Below are 22,783 nucleotides of genomic sequence, written 5' to 3' on the forward strand. Positions count from 1 at the left end.
AGGAGCCGCGCGGAATCGCGGCGGCTCCGCGAGGACGCTAAGGAACCGTAGTGACACCCCCTGCCCCGATGCCCCCTGCGCGAATGCTCTCCGCCCCCCTCCTCGCCGGGCGCCCCACGCCCGCCGCGCGAGTCCCCGTCACCCCGATCCCCGCTGCCCGGGTGCCCGCCGCTCGGATACCCGCCCCTCCGGTGCCGCCCGCGCGGTCGCCCCGGCCCCGGGTGTTCGCCGCCCGGCAGAACGACGCACAGATCACCGACTGGGCGCTGGCCGCCGGTGGCGGCGACCGGGAGGCCGCCGAGCACTTCGTGCGCGCCACCTACGACGACGTCAGGAGGTTCGTCGCCCACCTCAGCGCCGACGCCCCCGGCGCCGACGACCTGGCCCAGGAGACCTATCTGCGGGCCATGAGCGGCCTGGCGAGGTTCGCGGGCCGGTCCTGCGCCCGAACCTGGCTGCTGTCCATCGCGCGGCGCGTCGTCATCGACCGCCACCGCACGGCCGCCGCCCGGCCGCGGATCGCGGACACCGCCGACTGGCAGGCGGTGGTGGAGCGTGCCCAGCCGTGCCAACTGCCCGGATTCGACGAGTCCGTCGCGGTGTTCGACGCGCTGCGGAGCCTGGAGCCCGCGCGGCGCCAGGCTTTCGCGCTGACCCAACTGCTGGGCCTTTCCTACGAGGAGGCGGCCGCCGCCGCCGGATGCCCCATCGGCACCGTACGTTCCCGGGTGGCGCGGGCCAGACGGGATCTCGCGGTGCTGTGGAGTGCGGAGCCGGGCGGCCGGACGGCGGCGCGGGAGCGGCAGGGATGTTCCTAGCGTCGTGAGCGGGACGGGCCGCCGGGACCACCCGGCGGCCGTTCCGTGGCCGGCGCGTGTGCCGTGCCCGTTGGCCGGTCCGTGTCCGACGGGCTGGCAGTCCCCGATGGGCGTGCCGTGCCCGAGGCGCGGCCGGCACCTGCGTCCGGGCCGGTCCGCCGGCCGAGGAGGAACAGGGGCGGCAACAGCGCCTGCACGCACACCGCCACCCAGAATCCCGGTACCGCGTCGGCTGCCTCCGCCGCCCCGTACAACTGGCCGCCGACGACGCCGCTCCCGAACGCGCCGATCCCCGCCGCCAGCCGCTGGCGCCCGAAGACCGAGGCCGCGGGTGCGGGGGAGCGGGCCAGGGCCTCCAGATCGTTCTTCAGGAAGAGGACGATCTCGCCCAGGCACATCAGGGCGCTGCCCGCGCCGATGCCCAGGTACCCGCCGAAGCCGATGCTCGCCGCCCCCGCCGCCATGGCGCCGAATCCCACTCGCATCGCACTCCGGTACGACAGCGCGGCGATCCGGTGGGCCAGCAGCGGCTGCGCGACCACGAGGAGACCGGCGTACCCCATCAGCACGCCGCCGTAGAAGGCCGCCGAGGTGCGCGGGATCGCGTACAGCGCCACGTAGTGCTGGAAGAACATGAAGACGTACACGCTCAGAACGGTCACCGCGAAGGGGGAGGGCCCGGCCCGCCGTTTCTGGGGCCGGTCCTCGTGGCAGTCGGCACTCCGCCCACCGGGCCGGCCCTTCCCGCCGCCGGTCGGGCCCGCCGTCGTGCCGTTTCCCGGTGGCAGCAGTGCGTGGCCGACCCCGACCAGGGCGAACAGCCCGGCGACGCAGGAGAAGACCACCATCGGCGAGCCCAGCACGAACGGTGCCGCGAGCGGTGGCCCGAGCGCCATCCCCGCGTTGAACGCCGAGCCGCTCGCCGACAGCAGCCGGGGCCGCTCCGCCTCGGCGGCGCCGTCCACGAGGTACGCCTTGTTGGCGGGCAGATAGAGCGCTGCCCCCGCCGACACCAGAAACAGGGCACCGACCGCGAGGACCGGACTGGTCAGCCCCGGTACGAACGCCGCGAATCCGGCCGTACGCAGCGCCAGCGCCACCCACATCGCGCGCCGCAGCCCGATGCGCCCGGCCACCGGGCCCGCGACCACGCCCCCGGAGAACTGCAGCAGCGAGGCGACGGCCAGGACGAACCCGACCGTGCCCAGCCCCAGCCCGAGCCGCTGGTGCAGCAGCACCGACATGTACGGCAGCACGGCGAAGCTGCCCAGCGTGATCAGGAACGAACCGGCCAGCAGGAACACCTGCGGGCCCGTGAACCGCCCTCCAACGGCCGCCCGTTCAGCACCCACCCGCGCCTCCCGCCCGGCGTACGCTCACGCCCGCTCCCCGTTCCCGCCCGGCGTACGCTCACGCCTCGCCGACGACGATCGGGCGCACCCGGGTCGCCGCACTCCACGCCCGGTGCTGTGCCAGTTCCGCCGTGGCTCCCTCGGCCAGCACGATGCCGGTGCAGCCGCGCTGGTCGCTGACATGGGCCAGGGATTCCCCGGGCTCCCGGGTGGGATACCAGCACACGGAGCCGGGGAACGCGGCCAGTTCGCCGAGACCGTGCCAGCCCTTGAGCACCCCCGGCCGGTCCGCGTACACGAGGACGAAGCCGTACGCCGGTCCCTTCCGGTCCAGCGGATCGTCCATCAGACGAGGCCGCCTGCCAAGGGCCTCCTCCATCATGGCCGTGTACACATTGGTCCCCAGCGAACGGCACAGCACCTCGCCCACCAGCGCCCCGCCGATCCTGCGGTTGATCTCGACCAGCTCCGGGCCGTCCGCGGTGAGGATGAACTCCACATGGGCGAACCCCCGGCGGTGCCCCGCCGCGTCCAGGACACGGCCGACCCACCGCTCGATGCCACCCCGACTGTCCGGCTGCCTGTCCGCCCTTCCGTCGTCCGGCCCGTCCTCGGGCAGCGCCACCGGAAAGGCCGCCGCCTCCTCCCGTACCGCCGGTTCCCGGGACGTCTGACGGCTGAGCACCCCGAGCAGCCGGGTGGTGCCGTCCCAGCTCAGCGTCTCCGCGCTGTACAGCGGCCCGGCCAGGAACGCCTCGGCGAACAGCGTTCCCATGAAGGGTCGTTGCCCGGCCTCGTCGAGCGCCCGGTGCAGCGACTCCTCGTCGTGGACGATCCAGACATTGCGCGACGAGGTGCCCGCGGAGTCCTTGAGCACCGCGGGCAGACCCACCCGGCTCAGCACTTCCCCGGCTGACGCCCGGTCCGGGCTGACACGTACGGCGGTGCTCCTGCTCAGCCCCCGCTCGTGCAGCAGGGCGCGCACGCGGGACTTGTCGCGCAGCAGCCGGACGGTTTCCGGGTCGGGGCCCGGCAGCCCGAAGTCTGCGGCGAGTTCGGCGGCGGGCACGCCCCAGGTGTCGGTGGTGTTGATCAGCCCCGCCGGAGAGGGTACGGCGGCCAGCGCGCGACGGGTCGCGTCCGGGTCGCCGGTGTCGACGTCGACGACGGTCAGCGCGTCCGGCGGCAGCGTGGCGAGTTCGTGCCGGTACACCGACCGGTCACCGGTGAGCAGGCACAGCCGGTGCCCGGTCTCCGCGGCGGCGGAGACCATCCGGCCGAGCCCGAAGGACAGGGACTCCAGTGCGACGAGGGTCATGGCAGCAGCTCCACGCTCGGTACGGGGGTGGGGGCGTTGTCGTCGTGACCGGCCGGGTGAGCGGTCTCCGGGGCGGGGCGTCCCGCCCACTCCAGCACCGACCACGGCGGTCGCAGCGCGTCGAGCGTGTCGATGCGCCGGGGCCGCAGCGTGGCCATGTCCAGCGCCTCGCGGTGGCGGGCGAAGACCCGCTCCGCGTAGCGGTGTCCCGTGTCGGCACCCAGGACCAGATACGGTCGCCCCGGAGCACGGGCCGCCTCCCAGGAGGCGACGAGGTGCGCCGCACCGGTGGACAGCCCCGCGAAGACCGCGTGCGTGCGCAGCAGCCCGACGGCACCGGCCATCGCGTGCCGGAAGTCCAGCCAGTGGACGGTGTCGTACAGCTCGTGGTGGACGTTCTCGAACGGGATGGAGCTGCCGATACCCGCGATGATCGCCTCCGGGTCGCTGAACCCCTCGCTGCCGAAGGTGACACTGCCGAACGGCTGGATGCCCACCAGACGCACCGGGCGCCCCGACTCCCGCAGGGCCTTGACGAGCCCGCCGGTGGACGCGCCGGTGCCCACCGCGCCCACGACGGTCACCGGCCCCTCGGGCAGGGACCCGGTGATGAGATCGGCGAACTCCCGGTACCCCTCGTAGTGGACGGCGTCGTGGTACTGCCGCATCCAGTGGAAGTCGGGGCGTTCATCGAGGAGCCGGCGCACATGGCGTACGCGGCGTTCCTGGTCGAGCCGCAGGCTCTGCGACGGCGGCATCTGATCGACGGTCGCGCCCAGGATCTCCAACTGGGCGCGCATCACCGAGTCGACCGTCGTGGAGGCCACGATGTGGCACCGCAGCCCGTAGCGGTGACAGGCCATGGCCAGGGCCAGGGCGTAGATGCCGCTCGAACTGTCGATCAGCGTCTGTCCGGGCACGACGCGCCCACGGCGCAGGAGCGAGCGGACGGCGCCGAGTGCCGCGTACACCTTCATCGTCTCGAAGCGGGCGAGGACGACATCGCCGTCCAGCCGGATCAGGTCCGGCGTTTTGACCGCGTCGGTGATGTGTTCATGGACGACGGCGCGGGCGGCACGCGGGCCGCGCTCCGCGCGGGGCCTCACTTGCGCCGCCCGCGGACGATCAGCCGCGCCGACCGGTGGTCGTAGGCGGATCCGTCGAAGCCGCCGAAGCACTCCACATCGGTGAATCCCGCGGCCTCGAACAGGGCGTGCAGTTCGGCGGCGCTGTAGAGCCAGGACGTCAGAGACGCGCTGCGTGCCGATGTGCCCCGCACCAGCGTCCAGTCGGTGCGCAGTTGGCGCCAGCTGTCGAGGACGACGTCCCGCTGGACCACGTACGAGCCGTCCGGCAGATCGACTGCCTGCGGGCGCCCGATCCAGCCGGCCAGGACCTCCTTGCCCATCACGTCCACCAGGAGCTGCCCGCCCGGGGCGAGGCTCCGGTGGGCGTTGCGGAGCACCTGGAGGTTGTCTTCGGCATCGTCGAAGTACCCGAACGACGTGAACACGTTGAGTACGACATCGAACGCGCCGGGGACCGCGTACGCGAGCATGTCCGCGCGCTCCAGGCGTGCTTCGGCCCCCGCCCGCTCACAGGCGCTCCGCGCCCGCTCCAGCATCGAGGGCGAGAGGTCGACGCCCGTGACGTCGTAGCCGCGCAGAGCCAGCGGCACCACGAAGAGCCCCGGCCCGCAGCACAGGTCGAGCACCCGTGAGCCCGGCGGAAAGTCCAGCAGGGGGGAGGAGTGCACCAGATCCGCGGCGGCCTCGGCTCGGGCGGGCGGGAACATCGTGGGTGCGAAATCGGACCAGAGCGCGTCGTCCTCGTACCAGTGCATGCCTCTCGGCCTCCTCCCGGGCCCCGGGGCCCTGGTTCCGCGCGTGCCGGTGATCGTTCCTCCCAGTAGTCGGCGAGGTGGCACGTGGAGTTCCCGAGGACCGCGGAAGATCGTCCGCCGCCCGTACGGCACGGTCCCGCCGAGCGGGATTCCGGTTCTGCCGCCGGCCGGTCAGGAGCGGGCTGTTCCGCCCTGGCCTTCATCTGTCCAGCTGTGGGCGTGGAGTGGGAGACGAATGGGAGATGATCAAGTCGAGAGGGCTCGAATCGCCTCCGGAAACCCCTGGATCGGAGGTGTGGTCCACCGCTCGAAATACCTCGGTCAGCCCGCGGACTCGCCCGCGTGCGGGCTCAGCACACCGGCCGCGACCAGGGCGAACAGGACGATGCCGAGGATCACGCGGTAGATGACGAACGGCATGAAGCTCTTGGTCGTGATGAACTTCATGAACCACGAGATGACGGCGTATCCGACAGCGAACGCGATCACCGTGGCGAAGATCGTCGGGCCCCAGGACACATGGCCCTCGCCCGCGTCCTTCAGCTCGAAGACGCCCGAGGCCAGCACCGCGGGGATCGCGAGCAGGAACGAGTACCGGGCCGCCGCCTCGCGGGTGTAGCCCATCAGCAGACCACCGCTGATCGTGGCGCCCGAGCGGGAGACACCGGGGATCAGCGCCAGCGCCTGGCAGAAACCGAAGATCAGGCCGTCCCTGATCCCCAGCTCCTTCAGGGACTTGCGCTCCTTCACCGCACGGTGCTTTCCGCCGACCTCGTCGCGGGCGGCCAGCCGGTCCGCGATACCGAGGACGATGCCCATCACGATCAGCGTCGTCGCGATCAGCCGCAGATCCCGGAACGGGCCCTCGATCTGGTCCTTGAACGTCACACCGAGCACACCGATGGGGATCGAGCCGACGATGACCAGCCAGCCCATCTGCGCGTCGTGATCGCTGCGCAGCGAGGCATTGGTCAGCGAGCGGAACCAGGCCGACAGGATCCGCGCGATGTCCTTGCGGAAGTAGATGAGCACCGCCGCTTCCGTGCCGATCTGGGTGATGGCCGTGAACGCCGCTCCCGGGTCGTGCCAGCCGGCGAACGCCGCGGTGAGCCGCAGATGGGCGCTGGAGGAGATCGGCAGGAACTCGGTCAGTCCCTGAACGAGGCCCAGGACGAATGATTCGAACCAGCTCATGGGGCTTTGGCCATCCCGGAGGTGATCGTGCATCGGCCGAGGGACGCGAAGGCCGTCGGCAGCGTGCGGATTGCGGTCAAAGAGAGAAGGGACGCCTCGGGGTATCGGCCCCGGAGTCCCTTTGTGGGTCGCGGGCAGCGTATCGCCTACAGGTGAACGTTCCTTCCGCTGCCCCCGGCTGCCCGCCGCTCATGTCCCGCGTCGCCCGGATCATCCGGCGCCCAGCCGGTGGCGCTTGCGCCAGGCGACGAGCGCCCCGCCGATGCCCGTCAGCACGATGAAGCCCATCGCGGCCAGGAACGCGGGCGACGTCGGGGAGGCCGCCTCGCTGCCCGCGATGACGTACGCCGCCGTGTTGGGGATCGAGCCGAGTCCCGTGGCCAGCAGGAACGGCGGGTAGCCCATGCGGGAGGTCGCCGCGCAGTAGTTGGCCGCGGCGAACGGCACTCCGGGAAAGAGCCGTAGCGCCAGCACGGACCGGAAGCCGTGTCGGCTCAGCAGCCCGTCCGCGGCCTTGAGCCAGCGCCCGCGCAGCAGCGTGCGCAGCGCGTCCTGGCCCAGCACCCGGCCCAGCATGAACGAGACACCCGCGCCGAGCACCGTGCCCGCCAGGGCGGCGGCCAGACCCGCCTGCGCGCCGAACAGCGCGCCCGCGGCGATGTTGAGCAGGGGGCGCGGTACGAACGCCACCGTGCAGACCCCGTACGCGAGCCCGAACAGCATGGCCGCGGCTCCGCCGGTCAGCTGGGGCGGCCACCCGGCGGCCAGCAGCCGCTGTGGTTCGAACAGCAGCATCGTCGACGCGGCGGCCAGCAGCACCACCACGAGCAGGGACAACCGGGACCAGGGCGAGAGCAGCACCCTCGAACAACGCACGGCGAGACCACCGGTGGGCCGGGCGGCGGGGACGGGGTCGAACATTCGGGGAGAGTAACCGAAATGGGTGTGTGATCGTCGTAACGCCCAGGTGAGGCGCTTTCGTCGCGCGGTGCGGAAAACCATTCGACGGGCCCCTCCCGCCCGGCCATGATCGAGGCATGTTCCGGTACGTCTTCCTCGCAGCGCGGTCCGCAGTCGCGGCCGCGCCGAAGGCTGCCGTGAGCGCTGTCGCGGTTCCCGCGGCAACGGCACTCCTCGCAGCGGTTCCCACCGCTGCCGCGGCGCCCCTCGGCGGCGCCCGAAGCTGACCCTCCCCCGACAGTCCGGCGGACCCCGTAAGGGGAGGGTCGGCAGGGCACTGGGGTCTCTTGCTCTCAGCTTCGAACACCAAGGAACGAGCCATGCCCAAGACGGCATACGTGCGTACCAAGCCGCACCTCAACATCGGCACCATGGGCCACGTCGACCACGGCAAGACCACGCTCACCGCCGCCATCACCAAGGTCCTCAGCGAGCGCGGCGGCAGCAGTACCTCCTACGTGTCGTTCGACCGGATCGACCGGGCGCCCGAGGAGGCCCGGCGCGGCATCACCATCAACATCGCGCACGTCGAGTACGAGACCGACACCCGGCACTACGCCCACGTCGACATGCCCGGCCACGCCGACTACATCAAGAACATGGTCACCGGCGCGGCGCAGCTCGACGGGGCGATCCTCGTCGTCTCGGCCCTCGACGGGATCATGCCGCAGACCGCCGAACACGTCCTGCTCGCCCGCCAGGTCGGCGTCGACCATATCGTCGTCGCCCTCAACAAGGCCGACGCGGGCGACCCCGAGCTGACCGACCTGGTCGAGCTGGAGGTCCGCGAACTGCTCACCTCGCACGGCTACGGCGGTGACACCGTCCCCGTCGTGCGGGTCTCCGGGCTCAAGGCGCTGGAGGGCGAACCGCGGTGGACGGCGGCGATCGAGGGACTGCTGGACGCCGTCGACACGTACGTACCGATGCCGGTGCGCTACACCGACGCGCCGTTCCTCCTCCCGGTGGAGAACGTCCTGACCATCACCGGACGGGGCACGGTCGTCACCGGCGCCGTGGAGCGCGGCACCGTCCGCGTCGGTGACCGGGTGGCGGTGCTCGGCGCGGACATCGACACGGTCGTCACCGGCCTGGAGACCTTCGGCAGGCCGATGGAGTCCGCGGAGGCGGGTGACAACGTGGCGTTGCTGCTGCGCGGTGTGGAGCGTGACCGGGTCCGTCGCGGCCATGTGGTGGCGGCGCCGGGCAGCGTGACTCCCAGCCGCCGCTTCACCGCGCAGGTGTACGTCCTGTCGGCGCGGGAAGGCGGCCGGACCACCCCGGTCACCACCGGCTACCGGCCGCAGTTCTACATCCGTACGGCGGACGTCGTCGGAGACGTGGACCTCGGCGAGGTGGCCGTCGCGCGCCCCGGTGACACGGTCACCATGACCGTCGAGCTCGGCCGTGACGTTCCGCTGGAGTCCGGTCTCGGCTTCGCGATCCGCGAGGGCGGCCGCACGGTCGGCGCGGGCACGGTCACCGGTCTGCTCTGACGGACCCGGACCGCCTTGTGCGACCCGCCTCCCGCAACTTCCGGGAGGCGGGTCGTGAGGGGGCGCGGCTGCTCCGCGCGGTGCGGAGCAGCCCGCCCCACGCCTCACAATGGGGGAGTGAACGAGCCGATACCCGTCATCCGCGACGTCGACCGGGGCACCGCCCGCCTGCTGCCCGATGTGGACCGCGACCGGGCCTGGCTGCTGACAGTCGACGAGGCGCCCCAGTCCTACGTCGACCTCGACGACCCCACGTACCTCGAATTCGAGTACGTCCGCAGGCTCGCCCATGTCGTGGACCGCGCCGCCGGTCCGGGCACCCCGCTCGACGTCCTGCACCTCGGTGGCGGCGCCCTCACCCTGCCCCGCTATGTCGCGGCGACCCGGCCCGGATCGCGGCAGCACGTGGTGGAGGCGGACAGGGGACTGCTGGACCTGGTCGGCGAACATCTGCCGGTGCCCGAGGACAGCGGCATCACGGTGCACGGCACGGATGCCCGCGAGTGGCTGGAGCAGGCGGCACCGGGCTCGGCCGATGTCCTGGTCGCGGATGTCTTCGGCGGCTCGCGGGTACCGGCCCACCTCACCTCCGTCGAGTACGCGCGGGCCGCCGCGCGGGTCCTGCGCGGGGACGGGATCTACGCCGCCAATCTGGCCGACAGTGCGCCCTTCGGCTTCCTGCGCTCCCAGCTCGCCAATTTCGCGGCGGTCTTCGGGGAACTCGCGCTGATCGCCGAACCGGCCGTGCTGCGCGGGCGCCGCTTCGGCAACGTCGTTCTCGTCGCCTCGCACACCCCGGTCGACACGGCGGCGCTCACCCGCCGCTGCGCCGCCGACGCCTTCCCGGCGCGGGTCGAGTACGACGACGCCCTCGCACGGCTCATCGGCGGGGCGAAGCCGGTCGGGGACGCCGACGCGGTCGGCTCGCCCGTGCCGCCGGACGGGGCGTTCAGTATCGGTTGAGGCGTCGGGCAGCCGCGCGGCAACCGCTCGGACCCGTGGTCGCTCCACGCCCCCCCAACGGCGAACGCCGCCGCCGATCCGTACGAGCTCCGGAATTCCGTAACCCGTAGGGACCGGCGGCGGCGTCCAACTGTCGCAGGTGCGGCCCGGACAGCGTGGGGAGGCCGGTCGTCCTATCCGGCCGAGGTCTCCGCGAGCCGCACCGTGCTCAGGATCTGCTGGATGGTGGTGTCGGGAAGCTCGTCCTTGACAGCCGCGTTGGCGTAGAGCACCCACGTCGAGTACTCGGTCTTGGCGTTCTTGAAGCTGAAGGCGATCGACTTGCCGTCGGTGTCGCACTTCTCCTTCTTGGACACTCCGGACGCGGTGGCCGTCACGACACTCCCGGTCAGGCCCGACTTCGTCGTGAACGGCTTGGCCTTGGCGACCTTGACGGTGCCCTTGGGCTCGGTCTGGGCGTAGGCGGCCCACACCCAGTTGCCCGCCTCGTTCGTCGCGGCCTCGTCGGTGCTCTTGGCACCCTGTGCGCCCTTGGTGCCGACGCCCGCCAGACCGGTGTCCTCCTTGGTGCCGTCCTTGTCGGGGTCGTCGACGCACCACTTGCTCTTGTAGTAGGCCGGTGCGGAGAAGCCGATGACCGGCGGGCCCTCGGGCTTCTTGGCGTCCTCGAATCCGGCGAACACTCCCGCGGCCGAGACCTCCCAGTCACCGGGTACGTCGAACTGGGTGCCCCACTTGGGGTTGGTGACGACCTTCCAGCCCGGGATCACCGGCTTGGGGTCCCCGCCGGCACCCCGCGGGTTCGCGGGCGGGCTGGCGGTGGCGGAATCGGACGGCTTCGCGGTCGGTGACGACTTCTTGCCGTCGGCGACCGCCGAGCCGTCGCCCTTGTCGTCGTCCTTGTTCATCACGACCACGCCGGTCACGACGGCAGCCACGACGACCGCGGTCGCCGCGACGATCGCGACGACGGTCGTCTTCTTCTTGTCGGGCTGCGGCCCTCCGGGCGGACCCGGAACGGCGTGCTGCGGCATGGTCGGCTGCTGGTACGGGTTGGGCTGCGGGTACCCCGGCTGCTGGCCGGGCTGTCCCTGCTGCGGGTACCCCGGCTGTCCCTGTTGCTGATACCCCGGCTGCTGATAGGGGTTCGGCTGCTGGTAACCCGGCTGCTGATACGGGTTCTGATTCTGGTCCTGCGGGTTCTGCTCGCCCCCGGGCGGCTGCTGTCCTGGCCACATGGCCAGTAACCATAGAGGGGCGGCGTGTCCCCTGCTACGCCCGCCCCCGGGGGGATGGCCAAACAGTTCTACCGGTAAGTAACATGCGGACCCATGAGCGCTGAACAGATGACCGTCGGCGAGATGCTCGTCGCGACGGTTCCGATGGCCCGGACCCTCAACCTCGAATTCCTGGAAACGACCGCCGAGCGTGCGGTCGTGCGGTTGCCGGACCAGGCGGAATACCACAACCACGTCGGCGGACCGCACGCCGGAGCGATGTTCACGCTCGCCGAGTCGGCCAGCGGCGCGATCGTCATAGCCGCCTTCGGCGACCAGCTGACGCGCGCCGTGCCGCTCGCCGTCCGGGCGGAGATCGGCTACAAGAAACTGGCCATGGGCGAGGTCACCGCGACCGCGACCCTCGGCCGTCCGCTCGCCGAGGTGGTCGCCGAACTGGACGCGGGCAAGCGGCCGGAGTTCCCCGTGGCCATCGAGATCCGGCGCGGCGACGGCGCGGTGACGGGCGAGATGACGGTGGTCTGGACGCTGCGCCCGAACAGCTGACCGGCACACGATGCCGAGCGGGGCCGTCGCGCATCCCCTGGCCGGGGGCGCGGCGGCCCTTCGCGCTGCCGCGGGCAGGTAGGCTTCCCGCCTGCGCCGTGGCACACACGGCCGCACAACCTGCACGGGAGGCACCGGCGTTGCACGTTCAGGAGTGGCTGGAGACGGTCCCCGCGATCAGTGTCTACCTCCTCGTGGGGGTCGTCATCGGACTGGAGAGCCTGGGCATTCCGCTGCCGGGCGAGATCATCCTCGTCAGCTCGGCGCTCCTGGCCTCGCAGCACGGTGAGATCGACCCGGTGGTGCTCGGTGCCTGTGCGACCGCCGGGGCGATCATCGGTGACTCGATCGGCTACGCCATCGGCCGCAAGGGCGGCCGGCCGCTGCTCGCCAGGCTCGGCCGGAAGTTCCCGAAGCACTTCGGCGAGGCCCAGATCGCCATGGCGGAGCGGTCGTTCGAGAAGTGGGGCATGTGGGCCGTGTTCTTCGGCCGCTTCGTCGCCCTGCTGCGGATCTTCGCCGGGCCGCTGGCCGGAGTCCTGCGGATGCCGTACTGGAAGTTCCTGACCGCCAACGTGCTCGGCGGCATCATCTGGGCGGGCGGCACCACGGCCGTCATCTACTCGGTGGGAGTCGTCGCCGAGGCCTGGCTGAAGCGCTTCTCGTGGCTGGGCCTCGTGGTCGCCGTGCTGTTCGGGCTGGCCTCGATGCTCGTACTGAGGAACCGGGCGAAGAAGGCGGCGGCGCGGTCCGGCGCTCACCCGGCGGCCGAACCCGCGGTGGCACCGGCCGCGGACTGACCGCGTGAAGGAGCGGCGGCCGGAGAGGGACCGGCGGGAGCGGCGGGGCGGAGAGTGAGCGCCAGGGCGGATAGGGAGCCCGCGAGGCCGACCTCAGCTCTCGTGCGCCGCGCGGTGTGCCTTGGCCAGCTCCACATAGCCGACCGCGTTGAACTTGATGCCTTCGAGCTCCTCCTCGGTCAGCGCGCGCTTCACCTTGGCAGGCACCCCCGCCACGAGCGAACCCGGCGGCACCCGCATCCCCTGCGGGACCAAGGCCTGCGCCGCGACCAGTGAGCCGGCGCCGATGTGCGCACCGTTGAGCACCGTGGCACCCATGCCGACCAGGACGTCGTCCTCGATCGTGCAGCCGTGCAGCACGGCGTTGTGTCCGACCGAGACCCGCGCGCCCACCGTGAGCGGGAACCCGGGGTCGGTGTGCACGCTGCAGTTGTCCTGGATATTGCTGTCCGGGCCGAGCGTGATCGGGCCGCAGTCGGCGCGCAGGACGGCCTGGTACCAGACGCTGGAGCCCGCGGCCAGGGACACCTCGCCGATCACCACGGAGGTCGGTGCCACAAAGGCATCCGCATCGATGTCGGGCTCCTTGCCGCCCATGCCCGTGATCAAAGCCCGCTCCGCCATGGCCTGCTCCTCCGTGCTCCGGTGTGCTGCGCTCGCGCCACGGAAAACCGTAAGCGACGGTCCTTCCCGGATGAACGCAGTGGGGTGAACATCACAGGTCACCGCACGGATGGCCCGAGGCGCCGCCGACTACCGTGAGCGCGTGCCGAACAACCGGAACGTGTTCTCCTCCTTCGCCCACTGGCGGCGCCGTGCCGCTTCCCGCGCGGTCCATCGCGGCTGGGCCTGGGTGCGGGAGTCCGGCGCGGTCACCGCTCAGCACCCCGGACGTCTGCGCTTCGGCCGCATAGGCGCGGGGACCCGGCTCGCGTTCCCGCAGGGCACGGTGTTCGGCGAGCCGTGGATCGTGCTCGGCGAGCACTGCGTCATCGCGGAACAGGTGACACTCACCGCCGGCATGATGCCCGGCCTGGATCTGGGGCCCGATCCGATCCTGACCCTCGGGGACGGTGTGGTGCTCGGCCGCGGCAGTCATGTCATCGCCGACACGACGGTACGGATCGGCTCGGACACGTACTGCGGCCCGTACGTCTACATCACCACGACGAACCACAGCTACGACGACCCGCACGAGCCCGTCGGCAAGCAGTGGCCGCGGATGGAGCCGGTCGAGATCGGTCCCGGCTGCTGGATCGGTACGGGGGCCGTGGTCCTGCCGGGCGCCAGGCTCGGCCGCAATGTGGTGGTCGCGGCCGGTGCGGTCGTCCGGGGAGACGTCCCCGACCACGCGGTGGTGGCGGGCGCTCCGGCGCGCGTCGTACGACGCTGGGACCCGGACACGGGCTGGCAGCCGCCCCTGCGTACGCCGGCTCCCGTGCCGATCCCCGCGGGCATCACGTCCGAGCAGTTGGTGGCCCTGGCCCGGTCGGAAGAGCTGCCGACGGCCGAGTAGCGCCGGGCGGAACTTTCGCGGACACGGCCTACCCCGTCGCGAGCAGGACCGTTCCCACCAGGGCCAGTCCGGCTCCTGCCGCCTGGACGCCGCGCAGCCGTTCGCCGAGCACGCCCCGCGCGGCCAGCGCGGTCACCACCGGGTACAGCGAGGCGAGGACGGCGGCGACGGTCACCGGGCCGTGCTGGGCGGCGATCGCGTAGGTGCCGTTGGCGGCGACGTCGGCCAGTCCGACGAAGGCCAGCGCGGGGAGTGCGGCCACCACGACCGGCAGGCCGCCCGCCGCGGGCAGGGCGCGGCCGCCGCGGCGCACCGAGACGTACAGCGCGGTGCCGCCGACCGCGATGTTGGTGAGGCGCTGGACGAACAGGGCGAGGAACAGCCCGGTGACGGTGGTGGACGCCTCCGCGATCAGGGTCATCACCGCGCCGAAGCCGAACGCGGCCAGCAGGGTCAGCAGCACCGCCTGCCGCCGCACCGGCGCCCCGCGCAGCTCCGGGCCGCCCGCCAGCACGATCCCCACCAGCGCCACGCCGACCCCGGCGAACTGGAGGAGCCCCGGCCGCTCACCGACGATCAGCCCGACACTCACCGGTACGGCGACCCCCAGCGATCCCAGCGGGGAGACCACGCCCATCGGGCCGAGCGCCAGCGCCTTGTAGAAGCTGAGCATCGCGACCGGCCCGACGGCGCCCGCCGCGACCGCGAACCACAGCTGACCGCCCGCCTCGCTCCAGGCACCCGTGGCGATCACCACGATGCCCAGCACCACCGCGGCGACGGTCTGCGAGACGACCACCACGGTCAGCGCGGGCGTGCGCCGGGTGAGCAGCCCGCCGCCGAAGTCGGCCAGCCCCCACAACAGGCTGGTGGCCAGGGCGAACAGTGCTGTCATGGCAGGCCTCGCAGTACAGTGCGATGAACGGTTGGGTGCACCACACCGTAGTGCAGTATTTTCGACTGTGTCATTCAGAATATTGGACGGAATGTGTCTGACCTCGATCAGCTCACCCAGTCACTGGCCCGCAACCTGAAACGCTGGCGGGGTGAACGCGGCTTCACGCTGGACACCCTCGCCGCCCGCGCGGGAGTCAGCCGCGGCATGATCATCCAGATCGAGCAGGCGCGTACCAACCCGAGCGTCGGCACCACGGTCAAGCTCGCCGACGCCCTCGGGATCAGCATCACCACGCTCCTCGACTACGAGCAGGGCCCCCAGGTCCGGCTGGTGCCCGGAAGCCAGGCCGTACGCATGTGGTCCACACCGGCGGGCAGCTCGACCACCCTGCTGGTCGGTACGGAGGCCAGGGGGCCGCTCGAACTGTGGGGCTGGCGCCTGACGCCCGGCGACAGCAGCGCATCGGACCCGCACCCCGAGGGAACGGTCGAACTGCTGCATGTCACCGCGGGCGAACTGACGCTCGTCGTCGACGGCGAGGCACACGCCGTGCCCGCCGGTACGTCGGCGACGTTCGAGGCCCACGTGCCGCACGCCTACCGCAACGACGGCGCCGAGCCGACTGAGTTCACCATGGCGGTGTCGATCCCGCCCGTACGCTGAGACGGCCGGACGGACGGGGAAAGGCCGCTGTTAGCGTGAGCCCATGCGCGCTCCCTTCGGTACCTTCGACGACGCCTCTCCCGCTTCGGAACGGCTCGATCTGCTCCCCGGCCCCGTCGCCGAGGCGCTGACCGCCGGATGGGGCGGCATCAGCGCCGCGCAGATCGTCCACGTCGACACGGACCCGGCGATCGCCGACACCGCCGTCTTCGCCGAGCACCACGGAGCCGAGCTGCTCGACACGTCCGCCAACTGCGTCGTCGTGGCGGGCAAGCGCGGCGGCGAGGTCACCCTGGCCGCCTGTGTCGTGCTCTCCCGGACCCGGGTCGATGTGAACGGTGCCGTACGCAGACACCTCGGCGCCCGCAAGGCGTCGTTCGCCCCGATGGAGGTGGCGGTCGGCGAGAGCGGCATGGAGTACGGCGGCATCACCCCGATCGGCCTGCCCGGCTCCTGGCCCCTCCTGCTCGACCCCGCCGTCGTGGACGAGGAATGGGTCCTGCTCGGCAGCGGCAGGCGACGGGGCAAGCTGATCGTCCCCGGCAAGGCACTCGCCGCGCTGCCGGGCGCGGTGCTCGTCGAGGGCCTCGGTGTCTGACCGGAGCGGCCCCCGCCGGAGCCCCGGTCCTCAGCCGGGGGCGGGCCGGTGGGCCGGGAACCAGGCGGCGGCGAAGTCCACGGCCGCGGTGAGGCGGACGAGCCGGCAGGGCGCGGATCCCACCCGGCCGGTGCGTACGGCCCCGTCGTCGGCCGCGTCCGCGAAAGCCGCCCCCAGGGCCCCGAAGTCGCCGTCGTCCAGCGCGATGTCCTCGTACTCCCACCACTGCCGCAGCCCGTCGCGCGTCACCACACAGCGGTAGCGGCGGCGGGGCGGATCGGGGACCCGGTACTCGCCGAGGTGGAAGGCGGTGCAGGTGCCGAAGTTGGTCCCCAGCATCAGGATGCGGGCATCGGCCTCGTACAGCCGGGCCAGCGGCGAGTCCTCCCCGAGGTGGCAGTCCGGGCGGTGTCCCGCGAGCAGCGTCCCCGCGGCCGGGCCGATCGCCGCGAACGAGGTCTGCGGATGGCCACTGCGCCCGGCCCCCGGCGAGGTCCGTACGGTCTCGGCGAGGCGGCCCATCGACGGTGCCGCCGAGGTGGCCCGGTCGAACGGCGGCATCGACGCGCGCAACGCCTCCCGGGCCTCGGGGCTCAGTCCGCGCACCAGGGCGCGGTAGTGCGGAGAGGTGTCGGAGTTCTCCGGGGTGAACGTGGGCACCACCAGGGTCCCCGCCGGTCCCAGAACCCGGCGCAGGGCGTCCAGTACCGTCCGGGCACCCCCGTCGACCGGCCCCAGCGCCCGCAGCGAGGCGTGCACGATCAGGACGTCGCCGGGACGTACACCCAGCGCGGTCAGCCGGGCGGCGGCCAGGTCACCGTCGAGAGGAACGCTCACGGTGGGCATTCTTCCCGTCCGCGTACGGGCGCCACACCAGGCGGCCCGCCTCGGGCCTGCGGGGCCGAGGTTCTCAGGCTCGCGGAGGCAGCGCTCTCAGGCTCGCGGAGGCAGCGCCGGGATCTCGATCGCGGGGCAGCGGTCCATGACCATGTCGAGTCCCGCCGCTCGGGTGCGCTCGTACGCCCGCTCGTCCGTCACCCCCAGTTGGAACCAGACCGCCTTCGCGCCCACCGCGACCGCCTCGTCCGCGACGGCGCCCGCCAGCTCGCTGTTGACGAAGACGTCCACCACATCGACGGGGAACGGAATCTCGGCGAGCGAGGCGTACCCCCGCTCGCCATGGACCGCCTCCGCCTTGGGATGCACGGGTACCACGCGCTTGCCGAAGCGCTGAAGGACCTCGGCGACGCCGTAGGCCGCCCGGGAACGGTTGTTGGACAGACCCACGACCGCCCAGGTGTCGCCCGAGTCCTGGAGAATCCGCTGGATCGTCTCTTCGTCTGCGTACATGCCCGGACAACGGACAGCCCCCGCGCACCATTCCCGCCCGAACGCGGGCGGGGACCGGCGCATAGGGTGGCCGAATGCAGGAGCAGTACCGGACAGTCGCCCGCGCGGGCGTGCACGAGACCGAGATCAGCCGATCGCGCTTCCTCTGCGCGCTCGCCCCCGCCGCCACCGAGCAGGAGGCGCAGGAGTTCGTCGCACGCGTCCGCAAGGAACACCCCACCGCCTCGCACAACTGCTTCGCGTACGTGATCGGCGCCGACGCCTCCGTGCAGAAGGCCAGTGACGACGGCGAGCCCGGCGGCACCGCGGGCGTCCCCATGCTCCAGATGCTGCTGCGCCGCGAGGTGCGGTACGTCGTCGCGGTCGTCACCCGTTACTACGGCGGCGTCAAACTGGGCGCGGGCGGCCTGATCCGGGCCTACGGGGGTGTGGTCGGCGAAGCGCTCGACGCGCTCGGCACCCTCACCCGGCAGCGGTTCCGGCTCGCGACGATCACCGTCGACCACCAGCGGGCGGGCAAACTGGAGAACGATCTGCGCGCCACCGGCCGGGACGTGCGCGAGGTGCGGTACGCGGAGGCCGTCACCATCGGGATCGGACTCCCGGACTCCGACGTCCCGGCGTTCACGGCCTGGCTGGCCGACGCGACCGCCGGCGCGGCCACGCTCGAACTGGGCGGCGAGGCGTACGGCGACGCCTGACACCGGCCTCGCACCGTGGGAAAACCGTGATCGATGAGGGTTCGGGGGCGCACCGGCGTTAGCGTGGTCGATGCTGACAGCGTGATCACGGGCCGAAGGGCGCGGATCCGGTGCGGGGCCGATCCGGCCCATGGGGTGGAGGACGAGAAACATGCAGGTCGGAGTCGGCGGAGTGATGTCTTGAGGATTCTGCACACCTCGGACTGGCACCTGGGACGGTCCTTCCACCGCGTCCCGATGCTCGACGCCCAGGCCGCCTACCTCGACCACCTGGTGGCGACCGTGCGGGAGCGGGACGTCGATGTGGTCCTGGTCTCGGGCGATGTCTACGACCGCGCCGTACCGCCGCTCGCGGCCGTCGAGCTCTTCGACACCGCGCTGCACCGGCTCGCCGACGCCGGGGTCCCGACCGTGATGATCTCCGGCAACCATGACTCGGCGCGCAGGCTGGGCGTCGGCGCGGGCCTCTTCGGGCGGGCCGGTATCCATCTGCGTACCGACCCCGAGGGCTGCGCAACGCCGGTCGTCCTGTCCGACGACCACGGCGACGTGGCGTTCTACGGCCTGCCCTACCTGGAGCCCGCCCTGGTCAAGGACATGCTGGGGGCCGCGAAGGCCGGGCACGAGGCCGTCCTCACCGCCGCCATGGACAAGGTCCGCGCCGACCTCGCGGGACGGTCCGCGGCCACCGAGATCAGCCCGGGACGATCCGGTGCCACGGGGAACAGCCCGGGACGGTCCGGGTCCGCCGGGAGCGGCATCACCCGGTCCGTGGTCCTCGCGCACGCCTTCGTCGCGGGCGGGCAGCCCAGCGACAGCGAGCGCGACATCACCGTCGGCGGGGTCGCCGCCGTCCCGGCCGGTGTCTTCGACGGCGTCGACTACGTGGCACTCGGGCACCTCCACGGGTGCCAGACGGTGACCGAGCGCGTCCGCTACTCCGGCTCCCCGCTCGCGTACTCCTTCTCCGAGTCCGACCACCGCAAGACCATGTGGCTGATCGACCTCGACGGCTCCGGCGACCTCACCTCCGAACGGGTCGACTGCCCGGTCCGGCGCCCGCTCGCCCGGCTCCGAGGCCGCCTCGACACCCTGCTGGAGGACCCGGCCCTGGACCGTCACGAGAACTCCTGGGTCGAGGCCACGCTCACCGACCCGGTGCGCCCCGCCGAACCGATGGCCCGTCTCGCCCGCCGCTTTCCGTACGTCCTCAGCCTCGTCCTCGATCCCGAGCGCGCCCCCGAGGACCCCCTCGCCTCGTACGCCCAGCGGCTCAAGGGGCGCGACGACCAGCAGATCGCGGAGGACTTCGTGGCCCATGTCCGGGGCGGCAGCGGGCCCGACGAGCGCGAACGCACCGTGCTGCGCGCGGCCTTCGACGACGTACGGGTGGACGACAGCGTTCATGAGGTGTCCCGTTGAGACTGCACCGCCTGACCCTCACCGCCTTCGGCCCGTTCGGTGCCACCCAGGAAGTCGACTTCGACGCACTCTCCTCGGCCGGACTCTTCCTGCTGCACGGACCGACCGGCGCCGGGAAGACCTCGGTGCTCGACGCCGTCTGCTACGCGCTGTACGGGGCCGTGCCCGGCGCCCGGCAGAGCCCCGGTACCTCGCTGCGCAGCGACCACGCCCCCGCGGGGCTGCCGACCGAAGTCCTGCTGGAGCTGACCGTCGGCGGCCGACGCCTCGAAATCACCCGCAGGCCCGCCCAGCCCCGCCCCAAGAAGAAGGGCGACGGTTTCACCACGGAGAAGGCACAGAGCTGGCTGCGCGAGTACGACTCCGAGAACGGCTGGCAGGCGCTCAGCCGCTCGCACCAGGAGATCGGTGAGGAGATCACCCAGCTCATCGGCATGAGCCGGGACCAGTTCTGCCAGGTCGTGCTGCTGCCCCAGGGTGACTTCGCGCGGTTCCTGCGCGCCGACGCCGAAGCCCGCGGCAGACTCCTCGGCAGGCTCTTCGACACCCGCCGGTTCGCCGCCGTGGAGGAGCGTCTGGCCGAACTGCGCCGGGGGGCCGAGGCCAGGGTGAAGTCGGGGGACGAACAGATCCTCGCGGTCGCCCAGCGGATCGCCCAGGCCGCCGGACCGGCGGCCCACGAGGCGGTACTGCCCGCCGCCCAGCCCGGTGAACCGGGGCTCGCCGAGGGCGTCCTGGAGTGGGCCGCCGTCGCCCGCAGCGCGGCACACGAACGGTTCGACATCGCCCGCTCCGTCCTGTCCGAGGTGGAGAACGGGCAGGCCGCCGCCCGCCGGGCGCTGGACGCCGCGCACGAACTGGCCAGGCTCCAGCAGCGGTACGAGGAGACCCGGCGCCGCGCCGCCGCGCTGGAGGAGCGACGCCCCGAACGGGACCGCTGCCACGCACGGCTGGAGCGCGCCCGCAAGGCGGACCGCGTCGCTCCGGCGCTGGAGCTCCGGGACGAGGCCGAGCGGGCGTACCGCACGGCGAGCGAGGCCCGCGAACGGTCGCGCGCCCGACTGCCCGCGAGCCTCGTCGACGCGGGCGCCGAGCAACTCGCGGAACTGGAGCGCCGGTTCCGCCAGGAGCTCGGCGGCCTCGACGCCGCCCGCCGCGCCGAGCGGCGCAGCGCGGAGATCGACAGCGAGCGCGTCCGGCTGGAACGGCAGTCGCGGGCCGACGACGAGCTGATCCGGGAAGCGGCCGACTGGCTGACGGGCTGGGACGCCACCCATCAGGAGCTGCGGGAACGGATCGAAACGGCGCAGGAGTCCGCGACCCGCGCCGAACAGGTGGCCGGGCGCCTGGCCCCGGCCCGCAGGCGGCTCGACGCGGCGCGTCGCCGCGACGCGCTCGCCGTCGAGGCGGCCGACGCCCGGGACCGGCTGGACGAGGCCCGCGCACACGCCCTCGGCGCCCACGAGACCTGGCTCGGACTCCGCGAGCGGCGGCTGCGCGACATCGCGGCCGAGCTGGCGGCCGAACTCGTCGACGGCACGGCCTGCACGGTGTGCGGCTCGGCCGAGCACCCGGCCCCCGCCAGCGCGGGAGACGGCCATGTCGACCGGGCGACGGAAGAGGCGGCACTCGCCACCCACCGGCGCGCGGAGGAGACCCGCGTGAGGGCGGAGCACGCCCTCGGAGTCGTACGCGAAAGACATGCCGCGGCGCGCGGGGAGGCGGCGGAGCCGGAGGCCCGGGGGGCCGGGAACGCCGCTGAAGCCGTGACCGGTGGTGCCGCTCGCGACTCGGCCGTCGATCCCTCAGCTGTCGATCCCTCGGCCGTCGATCCTTCAGCTGTCGATCCCTCCGTCGTGGAACTGCGAGCACTCGTGGACCGGTTGTCCCGGGAGCACGCCGAGGCGCACCGCCTCGCGGCCGGGACGCATGCGGCGCGCGAAGCCCTCGCCGCAGCGGAACGGGAGCACCTGGGCCGCCTCGACCAGCAACAGCAGGCTGAGCGGAGGGCCGCCGCCCGGACCTCCCAGCGGGAAGCCCTCGATCGCGAACAGACCACGTTGGAAGCAGAGTTGGCGACCGCGAGGGGCGAGTCGGACTCGGTCGCCGCACACGCGGACCGGCTCGCGCGCCGGGTCGCCCTCCTCGCCGAGGCCGCCGAGGCCGTACGCACCGAACAGGACGCGGCACAACGGCGCAAGGAGGCCGACGACCGGCTCTCCGACGCCGCGTTCCGGGCGGGCTTCGACACCCCGCGGGAGGCTGCGGCGACCCTGCTCGACGCCGCCGGCCAGCGCGACCTCCAACAGCGGATCGACACCTGGCAGGCCGAGGCCGCCGCGGTCGCCGACCGGTGCGCCGAACAGGACGCGCGCGCCGCAGCCGAGCGTCCGCGCGCGACCCCGGACCTCGCTCGGGCCGCGTACGACCGGGCCGAGCGGCAGCTGCGCGACACCGCCGCGGCGCTCGCCGCCGCGCGGGAACGCTGCGCCGAACTCGGCCGCCTCTCGCGGCGCGCCGCCGAGGAGGTCCGCAGGCTCGGCCCGGTGCGTCAGGAGTACGAGCGCATCGCCCGGCTCGCCGGACTGACCGCGGGAACGGCGGCCGACAACGAACGCAAGATGCGCCTGGAGGCGTACGTACTCGCCGCCCGCCTCGAACAGGTGGCCGCCGCCGCCACCGCCCGCCTGCAGCGGATGTCCTCGGGCCGCTACACCCTGGTCCACTCCGACGCCCGCACCGGCGGCCGCCGGGCCGGACTCGGCCTGCATGTGGTCGACGCGTGGACGGGAAGCGAGCGCGACACGGCGACGCTCTCCGGCGGCGAGACGTTCTTCGCCTCGCTGGCCCTGGCGCTCGGCCTCGCCGATGTCGTCACCGACGAGGCGGGCGGCGCCGGGCTGGACACGCTCTTCATCGACGAGGGCTTCGGCAGCCTGGACGACCAGACCCTCGACGAGGTGCTCGACGTGCTGGACTCGTTGCGCGAGCGGGACCGCAGCGTGGGCATCGTCAGCCATGTCGCCGATCTGCGCCGCCGTATCCCCGCCCAGCTCGAAGTGGTGAAGGAGCGGCACGGATCCGCGGTGCGCCACCGTGTGACCTGA

22 protein-coding genes are annotated in these 22,783 nt (G+C 72.6%); 11 read left to right on the forward strand and 11 right to left on the reverse strand.

Annotated features, from left to right (window positions below):
• Window positions 1-221: 221 nt before the first annotated feature.
• On the forward strand, window positions 222-818 hold the full coding sequence (locus OG413_RS26010; protein ID WP_323137921.1) for a sigma-70 family RNA polymerase sigma factor: 597 nt from the start codon (window positions 222-224) through the stop codon (window positions 816-818).
• On the opposite strand, the gene OG413_RS26015 is transcribed toward OG413_RS26010, so the two are convergent.
• The 6 genes from OG413_RS26015 to OG413_RS26040 form a co-directional block, all read right to left on the reverse strand.
• On the reverse strand, window positions 815-2,170 hold the full coding sequence (locus OG413_RS26015) for an MFS transporter (protein WP_266809227.1): 1,356 nt from the start codon (window positions 2,168-2,170) through the stop codon (window positions 815-817). The genes OG413_RS26010 and OG413_RS26015 overlap by 4 nt on opposite strands.
• A 58-nt stretch (window positions 2,171-2,228) precedes the next feature.
• A complete protein-coding gene (locus OG413_RS26020; RefSeq protein ID WP_266809229.1) occupies window positions 2,229-3,488 on the reverse strand; it encodes an argininosuccinate lyase in 1,260 nt (419 codons plus the stop codon).
• Window positions 3,485-4,594, reverse strand: a complete 1,110-nt coding sequence (locus tag OG413_RS26025; RefSeq protein ID WP_266809231.1) for a pyridoxal-phosphate dependent enzyme — start codon at window positions 4,592-4,594, stop codon at window positions 3,485-3,487. The genes OG413_RS26020 and OG413_RS26025 overlap by 4 nt, the downstream gene beginning before the upstream one ends.
• Entirely contained in the window at window positions 4,591-5,331 is a 741-nt protein-coding gene (locus OG413_RS26030) for a class I SAM-dependent methyltransferase (protein ID WP_266809233.1), read from the reverse strand. The genes OG413_RS26025 and OG413_RS26030 overlap by 4 nt, the downstream gene beginning before the upstream one ends.
• Before the next feature lie 321 nt (window positions 5,332-5,652).
• Window positions 5,653-6,525: an undecaprenyl-diphosphate phosphatase gene (locus tag OG413_RS26035; protein WP_266809235.1), complete on the reverse strand. Its 873-nt coding sequence runs from the start codon at window positions 6,523-6,525 to the stop codon at window positions 5,653-5,655.
• A 210-nt stretch (window positions 6,526-6,735) separates the two neighbouring features.
• Window positions 6,736-7,446 (reverse strand): TVP38/TMEM64 family protein, encoded by a 711-nt coding sequence (locus tag OG413_RS26040; protein WP_266809236.1) that lies wholly within the window; start codon window positions 7,444-7,446, stop codon window positions 6,736-6,738.
• A gap of 359 nt (window positions 7,447-7,805) precedes the next feature.
• Here OG413_RS26040 and tuf point away from each other — a divergent pair, with 359 nt between their 5' ends.
• A complete protein-coding gene (tuf, locus tag OG413_RS26045; RefSeq protein WP_073718746.1) occupies window positions 7,806-8,981 on the forward strand; it encodes an elongation factor Tu in 1,176 nt (391 codons plus the stop codon).
• Between the two features lie 117 nt (window positions 8,982-9,098).
• On the forward strand, window positions 9,099-9,944 hold the full coding sequence (locus OG413_RS26050) for a spermidine synthase (RefSeq protein WP_266809238.1): 846 nt from the start codon (window positions 9,099-9,101) through the stop codon (window positions 9,942-9,944).
• A gap of 173 nt (window positions 9,945-10,117) precedes the next feature.
• Here OG413_RS26050 and OG413_RS26055 read toward each other — a convergent pair whose 3' ends face one another.
• Window positions 10,118-11,182 (reverse strand): hypothetical protein, encoded by a 1,065-nt coding sequence (locus OG413_RS26055; protein ID WP_266809240.1) that lies wholly within the window; start codon window positions 11,180-11,182, stop codon window positions 10,118-10,120.
• A gap of 108 nt (window positions 11,183-11,290) precedes the next feature.
• Between OG413_RS26055 and OG413_RS26060 the strand changes: the two genes are divergently transcribed.
• The gene (locus tag OG413_RS26060; protein ID WP_266810367.1) at window positions 11,291-11,728 is read left to right on the forward strand and encodes a DUF4442 domain-containing protein; all 438 of its coding nucleotides are present in this window, start codon (window positions 11,291-11,293) and stop codon (window positions 11,726-11,728) included.
• 140 nt (window positions 11,729-11,868) lie between these two features.
• Window positions 11,869-12,528, forward strand: a complete 660-nt coding sequence (locus OG413_RS26065; RefSeq protein ID WP_266809242.1) for a DedA family protein — start codon at window positions 11,869-11,871, stop codon at window positions 12,526-12,528.
• 93 nt (window positions 12,529-12,621) lie between these two features.
• On the opposite strand, the gene OG413_RS26070 is transcribed toward OG413_RS26065, so the two are convergent.
• Complete coding sequence (locus OG413_RS26070) at window positions 12,622-13,152, reverse strand: gamma carbonic anhydrase family protein (RefSeq protein ID WP_266809244.1); 531 nt, start codon at window positions 13,150-13,152, stop codon at window positions 12,622-12,624.
• A 142-nt stretch (window positions 13,153-13,294) separates the two neighbouring features.
• Here OG413_RS26070 and OG413_RS26075 point away from each other — a divergent pair, with 142 nt between their 5' ends.
• Window positions 13,295-14,044, forward strand: coding sequence for a DapH/DapD/GlmU-related protein (locus OG413_RS26075; RefSeq protein ID WP_266809246.1), 750 nt, complete (start codon window positions 13,295-13,297; stop codon window positions 14,042-14,044).
• Between the two features lie 28 nt (window positions 14,045-14,072).
• On the opposite strand, the gene OG413_RS26080 is transcribed toward OG413_RS26075, so the two are convergent.
• Window positions 14,073-14,939, reverse strand: a complete 867-nt coding sequence (locus OG413_RS26080) for a DMT family transporter (RefSeq protein ID WP_266809248.1) — start codon at window positions 14,937-14,939, stop codon at window positions 14,073-14,075.
• Window positions 14,940-15,032: 93 nt separating this feature from the next.
• Between OG413_RS26080 and OG413_RS26085 the strand changes: the two genes are divergently transcribed.
• Both OG413_RS26085 and OG413_RS26090 read left to right on the forward strand, forming a co-directional pair.
• Complete coding sequence (locus tag OG413_RS26085; protein WP_266809250.1) at window positions 15,033-15,605, forward strand: helix-turn-helix domain-containing protein; 573 nt, start codon at window positions 15,033-15,035, stop codon at window positions 15,603-15,605.
• Window positions 15,606-15,648: 43 nt separating this feature from the next.
• Complete coding sequence (locus OG413_RS26090) at window positions 15,649-16,203, forward strand: YbaK/EbsC family protein (protein WP_266809252.1); 555 nt, start codon at window positions 15,649-15,651, stop codon at window positions 16,201-16,203.
• 30 nt (window positions 16,204-16,233) lie between these two features.
• On the opposite strand, the gene OG413_RS26095 is transcribed toward OG413_RS26090, so the two are convergent.
• Entirely contained in the window at window positions 16,234-17,049 is an 816-nt protein-coding gene (locus tag OG413_RS26095) for an aminoglycoside N(3)-acetyltransferase (RefSeq protein WP_266809254.1), read from the reverse strand.
• 87 nt (window positions 17,050-17,136) lie between these two features.
• Window positions 17,137-17,553, reverse strand: a complete 417-nt coding sequence (locus OG413_RS26100) for a CoA-binding protein (protein ID WP_266809255.1) — start codon at window positions 17,551-17,553, stop codon at window positions 17,137-17,139.
• Window positions 17,554-17,627: 74 nt separating this feature from the next.
• Between OG413_RS26100 and OG413_RS26105 the strand changes: the two genes are divergently transcribed.
• The 3 genes from OG413_RS26105 (at window position 17,628) to OG413_RS26115 (ending at window position 22,783) form a co-directional block, all read left to right on the forward strand.
• Window positions 17,628-18,254: a YigZ family protein gene (locus tag OG413_RS26105; protein ID WP_266809257.1), complete on the forward strand. Its 627-nt coding sequence runs from the start codon at window positions 17,628-17,630 to the stop codon at window positions 18,252-18,254.
• A 180-nt stretch (window positions 18,255-18,434) separates the two neighbouring features.
• Window positions 18,435-19,676: an exonuclease SbcCD subunit D gene (locus OG413_RS26110; RefSeq protein WP_266809259.1), complete on the forward strand. Its 1,242-nt coding sequence runs from the start codon at window positions 18,435-18,437 to the stop codon at window positions 19,674-19,676.
• A complete protein-coding gene (locus tag OG413_RS26115) occupies window positions 19,673-22,783 on the forward strand; it encodes an SMC family ATPase (RefSeq protein WP_266809261.1) in 3,111 nt (1,036 codons plus the stop codon). Before OG413_RS26110 ends, OG413_RS26115 begins: the two co-directional genes overlap by 4 nt.

It is taken from the genome of Streptomyces sp. NBC_01433 (assembly GCF_026340105.1).
GTDB lineage: Bacteria > Actinomycetota > Actinomycetes > Streptomycetales > Streptomycetaceae > Streptomyces.

Bases quoted from the DNA above. Each gene is read 5' to 3' on its own strand.
- OG413_RS26070 (WP_266809244.1), bottom strand. From the start codon at position 13,152: ATGGCGGAGCGGGCTTTGATCACGGGCATGGGCGGCAAGGAGCCCGAC.
- OG413_RS26055 (WP_266809240.1), bottom strand. From the start codon at position 11,182: ATGTGGCCAGGACAGCAGCCGCCCGGGGGCGAGCAGAACCCGCAGGAC.
- tuf (WP_073718746.1), top strand. From the start codon at position 7,806: ATGCCCAAGACGGCATACGTGCGTACCAAGCCGCACCTCAACATCGGC.
- OG413_RS26040 (WP_266809236.1), bottom strand. From the start codon at position 7,446: ATGTTCGACCCCGTCCCCGCCGCCCGGCCCACCGGTGGTCTCGCCGTG.
- OG413_RS26035 (WP_266809235.1), bottom strand. From the start codon at position 6,525: ATGAGCTGGTTCGAATCATTCGTCCTGGGCCTCGTTCAGGGACTGACC.
- OG413_RS26095 (WP_266809254.1), bottom strand. From the start codon at position 17,049: ATGCCCACCGTGAGCGTTCCTCTCGACGGTGACCTGGCCGCCGCCCGG.
- OG413_RS26030 (WP_266809233.1), bottom strand. From the start codon at position 5,331: ATGCACTGGTACGAGGACGACGCGCTCTGGTCCGATTTCGCACCCACG.
- OG413_RS26060 (WP_266810367.1), top strand. From the start codon at position 11,291: ATGACCGTCGGCGAGATGCTCGTCGCGACGGTTCCGATGGCCCGGACC.
- OG413_RS26105 (WP_266809257.1), top strand. From the start codon at position 17,628: ATGCAGGAGCAGTACCGGACAGTCGCCCGCGCGGGCGTGCACGAGACC.
- OG413_RS26080 (WP_266809248.1), bottom strand. From the start codon at position 14,939: ATGACAGCACTGTTCGCCCTGGCCACCAGCCTGTTGTGGGGGCTGGCC.
- OG413_RS26020 (WP_266809229.1), bottom strand. From the start codon at position 3,488: ATGACCCTCGTCGCACTGGAGTCCCTGTCCTTCGGGCTCGGCCGGATG.
- OG413_RS26100 (WP_266809255.1), bottom strand. From the start codon at position 17,553: ATGTACGCAGACGAAGAGACGATCCAGCGGATTCTCCAGGACTCGGGC.
- OG413_RS26090 (WP_266809252.1), top strand. From the start codon at position 15,649: ATGCGCGCTCCCTTCGGTACCTTCGACGACGCCTCTCCCGCTTCGGAA.